Source organism: Parabacteroides sp. AM08-6 (genome assembly GCF_003473295.1).
In the GTDB taxonomy this organism is placed as follows: Bacteria; Bacteroidota; Bacteroidia; order Bacteroidales; family Tannerellaceae; genus Parabacteroides.
The window spans coordinates 1-15,536 of the sequence record NZ_QRMP01000045.1 but is presented as its reverse complement, the minus strand read 5'-3'; the positions used below and the strand labels follow the sequence as shown (position 1 = coordinate 15,536).

13 protein-coding genes are annotated in these 15,536 nt (G+C 35.0%); 10 read left to right on the top strand and 3 right to left on the bottom strand.

The features are described from left to right. Window positions 1-1,333 precede the first annotated feature (1,333 nt). From DW103_RS17075 to DW103_RS17020, 10 genes are all read left to right on the top strand, one after another. Entirely contained in the window at window positions 1,334-1,726 is a 393-nt protein-coding gene (locus DW103_RS17075) for a BACON domain-containing protein (protein ID WP_122278354.1), read from the top strand. Between the two features lie 62 nt (window positions 1,727-1,788). Beyond that, window positions 1,789-3,930 carry a S41 family peptidase gene (locus tag DW103_RS17070; protein ID WP_122278352.1) on the top strand — a complete coding sequence of 714 codons (2,142 nt, stop codon included), beginning with the start codon at window positions 1,789-1,791 and terminating at the stop codon, window positions 3,928-3,930. Between the two features lie 533 nt (window positions 3,931-4,463). Beyond that, window positions 4,464-4,895 (top strand): DUF4377 domain-containing protein, encoded by a 432-nt coding sequence (locus DW103_RS17065; RefSeq protein ID WP_122278350.1) that lies wholly within the window; start codon window positions 4,464-4,466, stop codon window positions 4,893-4,895. Window positions 4,896-4,962: 67 nt separating this feature from the next. Then, the gene (locus tag DW103_RS17060) at window positions 4,963-5,685 is read left to right on the top strand and encodes an SDR family oxidoreductase (RefSeq protein ID WP_122278348.1); all 723 of its coding nucleotides are present in this window, start codon (window positions 4,963-4,965) and stop codon (window positions 5,683-5,685) included. Between the two features lie 225 nt (window positions 5,686-5,910). Then, complete coding sequence (locus DW103_RS17055) at window positions 5,911-6,789, top strand: MBL fold metallo-hydrolase (protein WP_122278346.1); 879 nt, start codon at window positions 5,911-5,913, stop codon at window positions 6,787-6,789. Between the two features lie 362 nt (window positions 6,790-7,151). Continuing rightward, window positions 7,152-7,901, top strand: coding sequence for a hypothetical protein (locus DW103_RS17045; protein ID WP_122278342.1), 750 nt, complete (start codon window positions 7,152-7,154; stop codon window positions 7,899-7,901). Next, the gene (locus tag DW103_RS17040; RefSeq protein WP_122278340.1) at window positions 7,898-8,359 is read left to right on the top strand and encodes a 4-hydroxy-3-methylbut-2-enyl diphosphate reductase; all 462 of its coding nucleotides are present in this window, start codon (window positions 7,898-7,900) and stop codon (window positions 8,357-8,359) included. Before DW103_RS17045 ends, DW103_RS17040 begins: the two co-directional genes overlap by 4 nt. A 248-nt stretch (window positions 8,360-8,607) precedes the next feature. After that, the gene (locus DW103_RS17035) at window positions 8,608-9,549 is read left to right on the top strand and encodes a hypothetical protein (protein ID WP_233545725.1); all 942 of its coding nucleotides are present in this window, start codon (window positions 8,608-8,610) and stop codon (window positions 9,547-9,549) included. 223 nt (window positions 9,550-9,772) lie between these two features. Next, window positions 9,773-10,951 carry a thioredoxin-like domain-containing protein gene (locus DW103_RS17025; protein WP_122278338.1) on the top strand — a complete coding sequence of 393 codons (1,179 nt, stop codon included), beginning with the start codon at window positions 9,773-9,775 and terminating at the stop codon, window positions 10,949-10,951. A gap of 33 nt (window positions 10,952-10,984) precedes the next feature. Then, a complete protein-coding gene (locus DW103_RS17020) occupies window positions 10,985-12,190 on the top strand; it encodes a TlpA disulfide reductase family protein (protein WP_122278335.1) in 1,206 nt (401 codons plus the stop codon). A gap of 102 nt (window positions 12,191-12,292) precedes the next feature. Here DW103_RS17020 and DW103_RS17015 read toward each other — a convergent pair whose 3' ends face one another. The 3 genes from DW103_RS17015 to DW103_RS17005 all read right to left on the bottom strand — a co-directional run. After that, a complete protein-coding gene (locus tag DW103_RS17015) occupies window positions 12,293-12,856 on the bottom strand; it encodes a Crp/Fnr family transcriptional regulator (RefSeq protein WP_122278333.1) in 564 nt (187 codons plus the stop codon). Between the two features lie 409 nt (window positions 12,857-13,265). Then, complete coding sequence (locus DW103_RS17010; RefSeq protein WP_233545724.1) at window positions 13,266-14,339, bottom strand: site-specific integrase; 1,074 nt, start codon at window positions 14,337-14,339, stop codon at window positions 13,266-13,268. Between the two features lie 396 nt (window positions 14,340-14,735). Further along, window positions 14,736-15,536, bottom strand: an 801-nt coding sequence (locus DW103_RS17005) for an ATP-binding protein (RefSeq protein WP_122278331.1), incomplete at its 5' end; no start/stop codon positions are given.

Below are 15,536 nucleotides of genomic sequence, written 5' to 3'. Positions count from 1 at the left end.
CAGGAAGTGGTGATGAAGCCCCGGATTCAGTCAGACTGACATTTGCCACTACATTATTACGTTTAGTCCACAAGGTTACTGTGCTACTGTGCATGCTTTCTCACAGGCTACATGGTAACATGAAATAAACATTCGCAAATTCTCAACAATCATCTAACTGCCAAAAGAAAACTCTTCCTTCCCTCATGTCACTCCGCCTTCTTTATTTTGCTTTTTCTCCTGATGGGCGGATTTTCTTGTTTTTTAGAGCCAGGAAGGTGTCATCCAATATGCCTCCTGCCTCCCCATGCGGAAACTCTCTCTTTTTTCTCCCAACAGTCGTTACAGATTACGACTATGAAAGAAAAAAAGTAAGAAATACAGTCTACTGTTGTCCGTGGCTACTTCTCAAACGGTAGCCACGGACAACAGTAGACCACGTTATTTACCGAACTGGATACCCTTTCATTGGCAGAACATTCTATCCTATACTGGAATATTCTCCCAAAACTGTTTTTGTTTTGGGGATTTCTTGCAGGATTGCAGGGGAAAGAAATCGCCTAAAGACCGTGGATGCAGGCGATGTAGCCAGTGCTACTTAAAAGCGTTGTCCCCGTAGAGGGGACAGCAAGTTGTCTTTTGGTTTAACCAAAAGGGAACGGTTTAACGGCATATTCCCCCGCCAACCGTTCCTCAAAGTATAGCTCCGAAGTCGCAGAGTTTTTACCTGTGGAGATGTACAAGTTGCTGGTTGTGTTCTTGCGGAGGGAACTATTTATAGCAGCGTGTACACGTTTATTGAATTTCTATTTCAAAAGTAAAGAAGAATTATATATAAACTTAACATAAAGATGTCTTGTTTTTTAAGATTATATAATTTTAAAAGAAACTGCTTCATTGCAACAAACCACACCTGGAACAATTAGCCATATATAGAATTGCATTAATAAAAGCATATCTGTTAAAAAATCTTAGTTATATTCTAAAATCACACAAACCTTGAATTATTTCAAGGCTTTCTTATTTCATTCTGTCTTTCTTTGCTAAAAATATGAGGAACATGAAAGTAATAAATTCATTAAACGCACTTTTGTTATTTATTTGTTTTGCCAGCTTTGTGAATTGTGAAAAAAAGCTGAGGATGAACTAAAAGTAACTAACCATCTGTAAAAACGTCAGAGCTGTTTGCTCTTAAATAATAAAGTATAGTATTCTTAAGCAAAATATCGAATTTTATGATTGGAACCTAAACACTGTGATCGGCTGATTAATCTGTGGATGAAATACAATTCTGTATTGATAAATGGACACAAAGAGTTTTTGTTTCTCGAATTCAAATTATATATCAGATAGTATGAGGTGTATTAAAATAGTTTATATAGTTTCCTTTCTAAGCATCTTGATAGGGTGTGATAAGAAAGACGGAGATTGGGAAGCCGTTAAAATAGACCGCTCTGAAATCGAATTTTCCTCTGATGGTGGTTCTGTTGTCATAACGACAAGTAATTATACAAGTTGGTGGATAGGTGATATACAGGAAAAAATAGGAAATGCTCCCTTCCATTATGTGACATCCGACGATTTCACCATGGTTGAAGGAGAATGGTATAAGATCGAAGTCCCGACAGAAAGTGAAAATCATGTATTTATCACGATTTCACCAAATACGACTTCGATAGTCCGGGAACTATCCATACACATGACTGTAGGTGACACGGGTGCCACAATTAAAATAAGACAACAATAGGAGAGCATCCACTTATTCAACCTTATTTTTTTAATAAGTAGATAATTACAAAATCTATAAATATGAGATATAAACATATTACTATTTTATTAATGTTGATTTATACAACATTCTCGTATGCTCAACAACGGGTGATAAAAAACATACCAGTTACTTTTAATCAAAATTGGAAAAAGAACTGGACTGTACAAGGAAATCATTCTTGTTCATTGGATTCTATTCATCATCATTTAGAAAAATATGCTCTTTGCATTAAAGGCAATGGAAATGAACAAATGACAGTTTTAAGTATGCCTCCACAGGCTGTAAGTACAGAAAAAAGAGCAATACTTAGTCTTTATGCAAAGGTGGAAACATCTAAAGACTCCTTGATCATAGTTTTGTCATCCATGGATAAAAACGAGATGAAACTGGTTAAAAATCTGGACTGGCAACGTTTTCAACTTGAATTACCTTTGTCTTCAAATAGCCAAATGGTCATATCTCAAATAGCCAGCATGAGTAATGGTTCTTGTTGGGTAGATAGTGTTAATTTAAAGATGGAGAAAATTGTTTATCCCGCAGACATGGATCACACGTTTGATTGTGGTTCAAATATCAAATTCGGAGATATATCTACTCTACAAAAACATAATTTAGAACTATTGGGAAAAGTATGGGGATATTTAAAGTATTACCATCCTGCTGTCACGAATGGAATGTTTAATTGGGATTATGAACTTTTTCGTTGGCTCCCCGAAATATTAGAAGCAAAAAGTTTGGTAGAATTTGAAGATATTATATTGCAGAAGGTTAGGAACTTAGGTGCTTTTGAGTTATTAAAACCTTCTTATCCGAATCCACAAGATAGTGCCATACACCACATTCCGGATTTTTCATGGATGAATGAGATACAAAAAACTACTCCGGCATTATATCTACTATTAGATAGTTTAAAATATGCGAATCGTACAAATACTATTCAATACTACAACCGAGTCATGGGTGGCAGCAAAAATATATTTCCTAACGAAAAAGCTTATCAAGATAGAATTATGCCTGACGCCGGATTTAGATTATTGTCTTTGTTTCGGTATTGGAATATAGTAAACTATTTCTATCCTTATATTCATAGCACAGAATGGAATAAAGTATTACGTGAATATATTCCTGCATTCATTTCAGCGAAAGATACGGAAACGTACCGAAAGCTAATTGATCAATTAGGAACGGAATTAAAAGACAGCCATGCAGAATTTAGTAGAGCTGACTCTCTTTTGCCCCATGAACGGAACCCATTCTATTTACCATGTCATTTTGATTATATTGAAAACCATGTTATTGTTTCTGAAGTATTAGATTCCACTATAAACCTGAAAACGGGAGATATTGTCATGGACATCAATGGACGAAAGATAAAGAAATGTATAAAAGATTTTAGAAATAGAATCAGTAGCTCCAATGAACGAAGTTATCTGGTTAGCCTATGCCTGTTTTTGAATCAAGTACAAAGTAAAGAAAATACTTTAGGAATACGGCGTGAAGGTAAAAAGATGACCTCTTGCATAAAGGGAATGGATGAAACTACATATTGGAATATCAAACGGGAATTATTCGGTATAAATGTGGCTTGCAATCGTTTTATACAGAGTGATATTGGATATTTTTCACCTATAGGGAACTTTACGAATGATAGTATATCGTTTATTATGAAGAAATTTGAACATTGCAAAAGTGTAATTATTGATATGCGCAATTATCCTAATAGCTATATGGGAAATATTGCAGATTATTTATTCCCTGAAGCCAAGGCATGCACACGTACCACTTCTGTTATTCCTGAGTATCCGGGCGTATTCCGTTGGGATAATTCTCAAATATTTGGGAAAGAGAATCCCAATTATTATAAAGGCAAGATCATTGTTTTAATCAATGAAAAAACAGTTAGCATGGGAGAAAGTATTGTTGCTGTATTACAACAAGCTCCCAATTGTACCTTAATAGGTTCACCAACGTCTGGGACAGATGGAGCAATTGCACCGTTTTATCTTCCAGGTGGAATACATGTTAAGTTTACAGGAGTCGGATTTTATTATGCAGATAAAAGAATAATTCAAAATAAAGGCATACAACCTGATATAACAGTAAAACCGACTATAAAAAGTATTATTCAAGAAAGAGATGAAATACTGGATTTTGCCATTAGATATGCAAATGCTCAATAGACATTGACGAAAAGGCCGATCATGAAACTAGAACCTTGTTCTATATTTTTCATTATAACAATCCTGTATGTAGTTTTTTTGATTGACAATTAGATTTTCATGAAAGCGATTGCTTCAATAATTGTTTTTAGATAAATTAAAGCCTTTTCGTCAACCGAATGAGATGTTTGATAGATTAAAGACAAGAGAGAATCATGCAGACGGGGGCTAAATCGCTAGCTATTAATAACAATTATGAATATAGTCTATTTTATGACAAGATGTTTATTAGTGTTGCAAATGTAAAATGTATTTAGTGAAATGCGACAAGGGGAAATAGTCTCCAATTGTTATTATAGGAAATGATTTTATATGTCAGAGGTACTCTTCCTTCTCACAAGTCATACCTGAAACGATTAGTAATACACGGAATAGTATTAATAAAAGTATATTTATTAAAAAATATAAATCACATACTGAAATCACACTGACCTTGAATTATTTCAAGGCTTTTTCATTTCATTTTGTCTTTCTTTGCTGAAAATATAAGGAATATGAAAGCAATAAATTCATTAAACGCACTTTTGTTATTTATTTGTTTGGTCAGCTTTGTAAGTTGCGACATAAATGAAACCGAGGATGAACCTAAAGTAACCGGCTATCAGGAATATGTTATGACTGTTGCATCACAAAAACTACAAGGGATTGTGGGAGTTGGAGTTAATGTTTTATCAGATGTGTATGCTGTAAAAAAAGATATGTCACAAGAATGGGAACAATTTACAGGCATACAAGATTTCAATTATGAAAGCGGCTACGAATATGTAATCAAGATAAGTGAGACAAACTATTTAGATTATAGACGTGGCACACCAGCATGGAGCGAATACAAACTTCTTGAAATCATCTCAAAAGAGAAAAAGGACTCACAAGGGCTTCCCGAAGATTTTATTCCGGACTGGTGGCATGCCCATCAAGAGTCTTGAATTATTTCAAGGCTTTTTTTATTAGATATACATTTGTAGACAAAAGGAACTTATAAATAAATAGATTATGAAAACTCGTAAAGGAATAGCAATAATTACAGGAGCCAGTCAAGGAATAGGCGCAGTAATAGCTAAAGGTTTAGCCAGTGACGGTTATCAAGTTGTATTGATAGCCAGGAATAAAGAGAACTTAAATAAAGTATATAATGAAATTCGACTATTGGATAAGTGCATACAGCAGCCGATTGTATTACCTTTAGATTTAACCGATAGTGCAAAAGTCGATTATGAAATAAAAAATATCAATGAGAAATATGGAACAATCGATATTCTCGTAAACGCCGCTGCAATGTTCATGGACGGTTCTTTAAATGAACCCGTTGAAAACTTCAGAAAGATTATGGAGATAAATGTCATTGCTCAATACGGTATTTTGAAAACTGTAACGGAAATAATGAAAATACAGAAAAGTGGATATATTTTTAATATCGCATCCCGTGCTGCCAAATATGGTTTTGCCAATGGTGGTATTTACGGTTCCACAAAGTTTGCTTTTCTCGGATTAGCAGAATCTTTGTATCGTGAATTAGCTCCATTGGGCATACATGTTACTACCCTTTGTCCCGGATGGGTTAATACAGAAATGGCGCAAAAGGCAGGAACTCCTTTTAAAGAAGAAGAGATGGTACAACCAGACGATTTGCTAAATACCATTCGCTTTTTATTGAATTTATCAAAGAATGTTTGCATTAAAGATATTGTTTTCGAAATGGAAAAAAGTATTATTTGACTTTCATTGCAAGAGGAATAAAATATGCAAAAAACAAAAGAATACAAGATATTAAATTGGGGACTTCTTTTTATATCATTAGCTAACATTATAACAGGGCTCTTCATTGTAGATGCTCTAATTTTGAAATGTATAGCATTGATAGTAGCAATATCTTGCATAAATCTAATATTGTGGGGAAATAAAAAAACATGAATATAGTTATATCTTTTAATCCAATAAATCATGTACGAATTAAAACAACTTGGATCTCAGAGTTATTACATCGAAAGTCCTGCGAAAATAGGTATCTATAGGCAAAATGATACTGATATCTATTTGATTGATAGCGGTAATGATAAAGAAGCGGGTAAGAAAGTCGTTAAAATAGCCAATCAAAACAATTGGCGGATAAAGGCTATCATCAATACACACTCCAATGCCGACCATATTGGTGGAAATCATTATATACAGGAACAAACCAATTGTCCCATTTTTGCAAAAGGGATTGAGGCTGCTTTTACCAATCATCCTATCTTGGAACCCTCTTTCTTATATGGCGGATATCCTTGCAAAGAACTGAGGAGTAAATTCTTACTTGCAAAATCTAGTAAGGTTAACGATATTTCTCATGATGATTTTCCTAAAGAATTGGAAGTTATCCCATTACCGGGACATTTCTTTGACATGATTGGATTGCGTACTCCTGATAATACTGTTTTTTTAGCTGATTGTATAAGCAGTAAAGCCACTTTGGAAAAATATCAGATTTCATTCATTTATGATGTTACACAATATTTAGAGACTTTGGATAAGGTAGAAAAGATGCAAGGAGAAACATTTGTTCCTGCACATGCGGAAGTGACCAAAGATATGAAGGAATTGGTGAAGATTAATCGCAATAAAATATATGAAGTAGTAGAGACACTATTGGCTATATGCGAAAAACAAATTTCCACAGAAACCGTACTTCAACAAATATTCGACAGATATAACTTGACGATGAATATAGAACAATATGTATTAGTCGGCAGTACTATACGCTCCTATCTTTCTTGGCTCAGAGATGATGAAAAGATAACATTCACAATACAGGGAAATAAACTGCTCTGGAAAACATTATAAAATAGTGAAGGCGCTACATAAAATAAATGCATTAAGATAGGTTAAAGATACAGAGTCTTGAATATCTTCAAGACCTTTCTCTTTTTTATGTACTTAATTTGTAGCGGACAAAGTTATCAACTAAAAGAAAAACGATACATTAAACTGGAATTACAAAATATGAATATAACGATATGGCTGATAGTATTGGTGTTTTTGTTAGACTTTGCTGTAATTTGGAACATTATACAATCCAAACATACACGAAGACATAAGGTTTTGTCCGCTTTGGTTGTTATACTATTCCCTATTATTGGGGTATCTATATATCATTTAGTTGCTATAAAGTGTAAAAAGATTAATCACTATAAAACACATGAATTATGAAACGGATATCTATCTTATTAATGGTATTAGTGACTTTGTCCATTCAAAGTTGCCAGAATGATTTAAGCTTACCGTCTCCAGCAAGTAGAAGTTATGACCAGGATGCAGAAGTACTGAACAAGTTTGTCGATATAAACAAGACTACGCATGAGTACTACATCAATCCTAATAAACGCACTACCGCCTTGTCCTATATCACCAATGCAGATGCGGAAGAGTTGGCTGCCGTCAATTCATTAAACCTTGATATGTTCAAACAAAGTGTTAATCGGGTAAGTAAGTTGTCCGGACAATTAGCGTCCAGCCACGGAGTGGATTATGTGGTCATGATAACAAGCAATGAAATCTACGTGAGCCGTACCAAAAGCGATTCCCCTATAGTACTGGAAAGAAGCTATGAAACAGAAGCTACCCGTAGCTATTATCCCAGAACCGTCCCTTTAAAAGTAACCAACGACAAAGATAAATACACCGTTTATGGAAACGGGGATATTGAAACCTCCATCGAACTGGCTCCGCAAACCTATAAAAATGCAGGTTGGGCGTTCTTTGTATCTTGTGAAATGAGGGAGAACGGTAATAAAGAAACGGTGAACGTACTATTCTGCGGTGTGGGTTATAGAATGATTGCCCCCCGTTTTGTGTGGCATGCAGACCAACCGGATACAGAATGGAACTTTGAAGTAGCGAGCAGTTGCGATAGCAGCGATCCCAATATCGCAAAATTTAACATATCATATCAATGATAAAAAGGTCATATATATATTTGTCATTTATCATTCTCTCCCTTTTGTCGGGCTGCATAGAAAAGTCGGGGTACTATGATGACGGCCAGCAAAAGGTCATTGATGACCTGACCAAAAACAAGGGATGGGAAAGGACCTACCACATGACATCGCATGATGGCAGGGAATGCGATATATACGAGTTATGGACGTTCAAAGACGATGCCAGTGGCTCCCGTAAATTCGTCAGAAATTATGATGATGGAGAAACAGAGGAAAATACAATTTATTTCCGTTGGTCGTTTACAATACCTAATTTCAGCATTATCTATATGGATAACGGATTATATTGGGAAATAGAAAAGCTTACCCCTGACCAATTGCATATATATGAAACTTATGATGATCCGTTAACTGTCCCTGGACAAGATTACAGAGAATATAGGGAGTATAAATCGCTGCCGCTTTCAGAGAAATAGTCGGCATATACTAAACTAGACATTTAAAGAGAAATCCCGCTTCATGATTTTATGAGGTGGGATTTCATTTTGTTATATCTTCAATCAGAAACACATACACAAAAGAATGGGATGAGTTATTAGTCTAGATGTGTTAAAATAGATTATAAAAAGGATGACCTTGAATTACTTCAAGTTTTTTTCCCTCAGTAATTCATTAATTTGCTACTCATATAGTGATTTATGATAAACCAATGAATATTTCAATTATGAAGACTTTGTATTTATTTTTAATGGTGGTCGCAACTTCCTGTATGTCATATGGTACAAGTCAAGCGCAACAAAAGGAAAATGGCTGGTATTACATTCTCGACGGTCAGAAAGATAGTATTTCTAAAGATCCCATTGTAACCGTGAAAGAATTTAATGCTTTGGAGTTAGAATCAGATGCATTTGGAGTACCTGTGATTTTTGGTACTATAAGTAAGCATAGACTTAAAAAATGGGCTGATGCAACCGAAAAAGCAATAGGTAAACGGATAGGATTTATATACAATGATAGCGTTATAACTGCTCCACAGGTTAATATGCGGATTGAAAGTGGCAGATTTTGCATTAGCAGTGCTCCACACAAGCATAATTTAAAAGCTATATTTAGTCAGATAAAACAGGAAAAAATAGATTCGATTGATAGTCTATTTAAAAACTGGAATAAAGATTCCATTTACTATACATTAAGTAAAGAAAAAGCAGATTCAATGATTATGGCAATTGATTATTGGGAAGCTTATGCCTGGAAAGACTTGACAACCAATCCCAATGAACATTATTGGTATAGTATTGATGATACTACCGAATATAAAAAATTAGAAAAAGAACTGTTTGAGGAACTGCAAAAGCCTAACCTTAGTAGTCATTCAAAAGAATATATGAAATCGGACGCTTACAAAAATTATAAAGCATACATCTGTAATAACTATGAATATATCAACCTTATGTTTCAGAGTTTCCTTTTTAAAAACACAAAAGGGTTGAATGGTTACTTGATTGATGACATTATACAAACTAAATATCCCGAAATCCCAAGTATAAGAACCTTCGTTGATAAAACAGACAATGAGGATGATGAGTTGTTTGCTATCAATGAATACCAGAAAAAAGTATGGTTTCAAATGAATAATGAACAAAGAAAACGAGAACATGAGAAGTAAAATATTAACTGCAATGGGTGTTATAATGCTTATTTGCCTTATGACGCTTGGATTCTTAGCATTCCCGGTAGGCATTCCAATATGTGGTGCCATCGGGTTGTTCTATGGTATAAAAAGTAAGGACAAACCATTCATAAAGTGGTGTTCTCTGGCTTTGGGCATAGGGATTCTTCTTGCTATTTACACCTTGCTCGTAATCAGTAATATGTAAAAGATACAAATTATGGAAAGAAACTACATTATCAAAATTCTACTTTTATCTTTTCTTGCTATCTGTATTTCATGCAATATAAAAGATAAGAAAGTAATTCAGAAGGAACGGACTTTTACAGTACAAATGCAAGGGAAGAATTACGATTCCCTATTCATTTACAGCTTTACCAAGGGACCTTATTATACCTTGAAAATAGCAGCGGAAAGGCAAGACTCCAATTGTTGGGTGTTTACGATACCCGATACAATCTATGAGCATTTGATAGACTTTGAGATTGTGCCCCAAACTTTTGACTACAAGACGAACACCAGTAACAGGATTGCCTTTAATTCAATGATAGACGGACAAAAACGCAGAACCCAGCAATTGAACTTTGACGATTCCCTTTCCTTTGTTTCCCTTAAATATGAAAGCACTATAACAGAAGACAGCATTTTCATGAGTGACCATAAAGGAAATAGTTATTTAGGAACATGCAACACAGATAACTTTATGGTAGAATCATCGATAAAAGGGACGGATCTCTACTTGCGTATGCTGGATCAATTATATGGAATGTTCCTGACAATTGAAGATACTACCTATTCTTACAAGCAGTATTTGGACAAGTACATTGGGGAAGCCCAAAGACATCCGGATTCCCGGTATTATATTTCACGGTTGTGTGCAAAGATGTATAATTATAAAACCAAGCAAGATATAAGACGACTTTATAATTGTTTTTCCGAAAGGTGTAAAAACTCTGTTTGGGGAAAGGAGATTCAAGCGTATCTTGACAAGCCATTTGAAAACATTTCCCTGCCTAATGCTTTGACAGCAAAAAAAGAACCGGTAATACAAGATAGTACCCGTTGCACATTAATTCTTTTTTCAGCGTCATGGTGCCGCCCCTGTCATTTACAACTCCCCATTCAAAGGAAGATTTATAATGATTTAAAGGATAAGATGGATTTCGTTTGTATTTCTATTGATGAACCGGAAACTGTTGACGCATGGAAGACATTTCTTAAAAAAGAGCATATTCCTTGGCGTAGCCTGTTATCTGTCAATGTAGAAGAAGTTCGCCGGAATTTCATGGTTCCTGGTATACCACATGCTATATTAGTTTTTCCGAACAAGGAATATGAAGCCTTGAATTTATGGGAAAAGACCGACCAAGACCAATTGTATAACTATATTAAGCAATAATCAATTCATTCTCAATAGAAAATTACCTTGTATATGAAAAAAGATGTTTTGATTTGTTTGTTCTTATCTATCGTACTCCTATCTTGTAAAAAAGCCAACGACGGTTCTTTTACATTAGAAGGTACAATAACGGGTATTGAAGACTCAACATTGGTAGAAATAAGTTATGATATATTTAAAAAGAATGACAGGATTACCATAACAGACTCCACGAGAACCATTAATGGTAAATTTTCATTTCAAGGTAATATTGAAGACGTGACGGCTGCCCGGTTGGACTTCTCTAATAAATTCATTCGCATATATATGGAGCCAACTTTCATGAATTTGCATATTGATAGAAATAAGCCATATAGATACCGATTGACTGGAACGGCGGTTGAGGAAGAGAACATTGAATTAAGACGATGCATGCAACCTTACATGGAGTTCTATTATAAATCTCTGGATAATATTATAAGTTTGTCTCATGAAATAGATTTGTCACAAGAAGGTTCTCCCCTGAGAGATTCGCTTATTCGCATAGGGAACAACATTTTTGCGATGAACGAAACAAATAGTTATAAAAGAGATAGCATACAACTTGATTTTGCAGCTAAACATCCTTTCTATCGAATTACGCCGGATTTATTATACTCTATTTCAGAGACAGATAATGTCTGTATTGACTCTGTCCGTGCAGTGTATGATATTTTAGCTGATGAAATAAAAAACAGTCGGTTGGGAAAGCTCATTCTTAAAGAAATAAACGAACATGAAAAGAAAAGAAGAATTTTAAATAGTACATCAATAGGTTCTTACCCTTTTGATTTCATCAGAAAAAGCTTCACCGGAGAAACAATACAGTTATCCGATTATAAAAACAGGACTTATGTATTGTTAGATTTTTGGGCAAGTTGGTGTATTCCTTGTTTGAAAGAAATGTCGAAAATGAAAGAGATTTGCAAGAAATATCAAAGTAAAGGCTTGACAATTATAGGCATATCACTGGACAAAGATAAAAACAGTTGGTGTAAAGCCATACAGAGACATCAATTAAATGGCTGGCCTCAAGTATTGAGTATAGGACAGGAGGATGAAAATGGTGATAATTCCGTTAAGGAAAGTGCTCTATCTGAAACATATGGATGCACAGAAATTCCATTTTACGTTTTAATAGATAAAGATGGTAAAGTGGTGGCGAGATGGGAATATATAGGTGATGCAGAATTAGGCTTACTGGACAATGTTATAGAATGAATGGAAAGGTTACGATACTATTTATCGTAGATTGTTTGTCTTTATTATTTAGACATTGCTTTTCTCAAAGGAATCCAAGAAACTGAAAACTATCAAAAATGGTTATTCTAGTTTCTTACGGATATGACTAATAGTTTCGGGAGTAACCCGAAGGAAAGATGCAACTTCTTTAAGCGTGATGTAATCTTGGAAATCCGGATAACGTTCTACCAAATCCATATACAATTCAATCGGTGTCTTACAATAGACATCCAATAAGCGTTTGTATGTCTGGACAAACAATTCTTCAGTTAAAATTCCTTGAAGTTTTTGAGTTTCTGCATTTGTAGAAAAGAAAGCCGTCATCTCTTCGGCTGAAGCACAGTATATTTGAGAATCCGCAGTAGCTTGGATACTTACCATTGCTTTCTCTTTTTTCATACACCACGGATAGTCTCCAATATATTCTCCTTCAAAAGAATAGCCTACAATATGCTCACACCCTCTTTCGTCAGTGCAAATGTAGCGGAACATACCTTTCTTTATATAAGCCGCATGAGCCGTTGTGAAATCTTGTCGTGCGAAATACTCTTTTTTCTTAACCTCCCTGCACAGCCCATGTTCCAAAAAGAAATCTCTGAATATTGAGAATTCTTCACGCCTAGTATAATCATTGAATGCTTTCATATATTGATAATTATCTATTTACCAAATTGAAAGCAAAAGTAGGATTTTTTCATCCAAATATTCGTTTGACTATGATTTTAAAAGATAATTTAAAATATCGTCCTATTCTTAGCGAATCTTTTCTATTTCTTTAAACATACAAAAGTCATTTTCTCTTTTGATGATGTCAAAACTCAATGCAACTCTTTCTGTTATGAAAAGGAGATAGTGAAAACAGATGCCCTTTTCTCATTGATCAAAAGATATTTAAGTAAACGAAACCTTGCTTCTTTCGAGGTTAAAATGTATATTTGCAACAGTTGAAACCGTTCTTTGAGTTGATGCAGAATGGGACAGAATATGGCAATTCGCTCGTTTCTAAATCGTTACCTATTACTGTTAAACGTTGGTTTAATTATTTGATTTTCAACTAAATATTAATTTTGTTATGTTTCCCGGTATGCGTGGTCAGGTTCTTCTTAATTCCGCAGAAATCTGCAATTTCCTTTAAATAACTGTTTGCCTTTTGGTTGCATGGAACAGGTAATAATGTACCTCTCTTTTCGCAAAGCGGATAGCCTTTATACTTATCCAATATCGCTAACGGAATATCTAAAAGCGGAATATTACACATGACTTTTGTCTTTTGGCGGGCTTTTCTTATCCAGACGTTCCCAAGATTATCTGTTACCAAATGTTCGGGTTTCAATTCCGATACATCTATGAACGCTAATCCAGTCCAACACTGGAATAAGAAAATATCACGTACCAATTCCAAACGTGGCACATTGAAAACTTTAGTCCGTAAAATTTCTAATTCTTCTTTGGTTAGAAATTCCTTGTGTACTTCCTGCTCATGAAAATGGATATTCATAAACGGATTCTTGTCTATCCAGTCATTTGCAAGAGCCATGTTAGTAATCTTCTTGACTACTTTCATGTAGCGGATAACGGTATTCTCTTGCAGATTCTTTTTTGATTTCAAGAAATGAATATAATCCTGAATGATGGCATTATTTATTTCTTTCATCGGAATATCCTTTAGATGGTACTGTTTTAGAAGCATTTCTTTAAAATACTTCAAGCATGTCTCAAAACGGGAGATAGTGACCTTTGCGTAATCCTTGCCGATCAGTTCCCTGCATTTGTCGTTGTGTTCTTGGAATACTTCAATGAACATTTTATGCTTTTCATCCAGTCCAAGAAAACGTTTTTTGATTTCCATCGGATTAATAAGTTTGTTTTCATCTTCCAAAGTCCGATGAATCTCATACAAACGTAATTTTACTGACTCCAGATAACGGTTTGCTTCTACAGATTTAGAATCTTTACCTGTACACCGTTCTTTGGCTTGCGACCAAAGTTCAGGCTTAACGGTTCGTTTTAGCTGCATTTCAGCTAATTGACCTTGAATAGTTATCCGCAACATGATAGGTGTTTCACCTGATTTTACTGTTCTTGTTTTGCGGATGAAGAACAGTACGTTGAAAGTCTGTCGTTTCATACTCTAAAAATTAATGTTTAAAGTTACTGAATCGTGCAGAATAGCAAGAATCAAACGATAAGACAATCAGTGACTTACGGTACAATTCGTGGACATTTTTTTCGAGACTAAAATTGTCCACGATTTAGCACTACGGAAGTGCGTTATTTTGCCCAAAATATGCGGATTAGAAGAAAAAGAAAATCCCTGAAACGTTTAATTTTCAGGGATTTACCAGATGTGAAGTCTTTTAAAAGTGGTGCCACCAGCAACCGAAAATGGGTTGATATGGCACTATCTTTCAGTAAGTTATATCTTTGCTACGATGTAAGTCCCTTGAATAAGGTTTTCACAGCTTTGCACCGTTCAACACAAGTTTGTATCTTGGGTACGATTTCTGAATGCAAAGATAGAGATTTATTTGATAACAACATTGTTTTTCAGGAAATATCCTCCAGTTTTGGGTGCGCCCCTAAATTCTATCAAGTCTGATTTTGATAAAGAACTTAAATACCTTTTTATAGTTGGTATGCTTTTTCCTAACTTTTGGGCTATTTCCGTTGCATTTAACCCCGGCTGTTGCCTTAGTAAATTAAGAACTTCTTGCTCTTTCTCGTTTACTGTATCATTTACTGTATCATTTACTGTATCACTTGTGACACTGTATTTTCTTTTAAACACTACCGTAAACATTCCGTCTGTATGAAATTCCGGTTCAGGAAGATTGGCTTCTTTCATAGCTTCCTGCATACGGGGAATGCCGGATGCAACCCTTTCAACCAAATGCATACGGGTAAACAATCCGAATATTAATGGATTTCGTGTCATACTCTTGTGTCCGAAATCTTTAGCTACGATAGGCAAAAGCCCTCCGGGATTAGAAACCTCTACCCGGTCATCAAACATTTCTATCGTAATGGTTGCTCCCTGTTCGTAATAGTCACGATGTGAGAGAGCATTAATAATGGCTTCTTTAAATACAGTAAGAGGAATTTCCCAAATTTCTTCTCTTGGTCCTGCTCCCTCAATTTTATAAGCTACTTGCAGTTTACTTTCCAGCCATGCCATAGCCTGCAAATATTGTTGGTATAGTGGACCGCCAAAGGTTTTATCATCTATGATATATACTTTGGTTGTTCCTTTGAAAAGGACACATCTTGTTACTGCGTGTGGAAACTTTCGTTCAGGTTGTTTCCCAAAGAACATGGCTGCTCCATT